Consider the following 658-nt stretch of genomic DNA (forward strand, 5'->3'; position numbering starts at 1 on the left):
GTGAGTGGGTTGTTGTTAGGGGTTGAAAAGCCTGTAAATATTGTGTTTCAAGATTTGCAGGTTTTTTAGTCTTTAACGCGAGAGATTGACGTTAAATTTGTTCTTTGACAATTGAATAGCAGGGTATCTAAACTGTACGCTGGTGTTTTTGCGAACACCGGTTGTACTACAGAGCGTTTAGTATTTTTATGTACTAAGAACTTTAGTTTACTTAGTTTATAAAGGCTTTATGGTTAAGCTACTAAGGGCTGATGGCGGATGCCTTGGCACTGGGAGGCGATGAAGGACGTGGAAAGCTGCGATAAGCTTCGGAGAGCCGCTAACAGGCTTTGACCCGGAGATTTCCGAATGGGGCAACCCGGCAGAGGTCATACTCTGTCATCGTGTGGTGAATACATAGCTGCACGAAGCGAACGGGGGGAAGTGAAACATCTCAGTACCCCCAGGAAAAGAAATCAATTGAGATTCCGTCAGTAGCGGCGAGCGAACGCGGAAGAGCCCAAACCATATTCTCTTCGGAGGGTATGGGGTTGTAGGACCCCGACGTGGGATGATGATGGATAGCGGAACGGCATGGAAAGGCCGACCAGAGACGGTGATAGTCCGGTATGCGAAATTCTGATTCACCCTAGGGAGTTCCTGAGTACCACGAGACACG

1 rRNA gene is annotated in these 658 nt (G+C 47.7%); it reads left to right on the top strand.

The features are described from left to right. Positions 1 to 231 precede the first annotated feature (231 nt). Positions 232 to 658: ribosomal RNA gene (locus SCM96_16025) — 23S ribosomal RNA — on the top strand; the annotation flags it as partial.

It is taken from the genome of Acidobacteriota bacterium (assembly GCA_033549365.1).
Taxonomy (GTDB): domain Bacteria; phylum Acidobacteriota; class Aminicenantia; order Aminicenantales; family Saccharicenantaceae; genus JAWSUF01.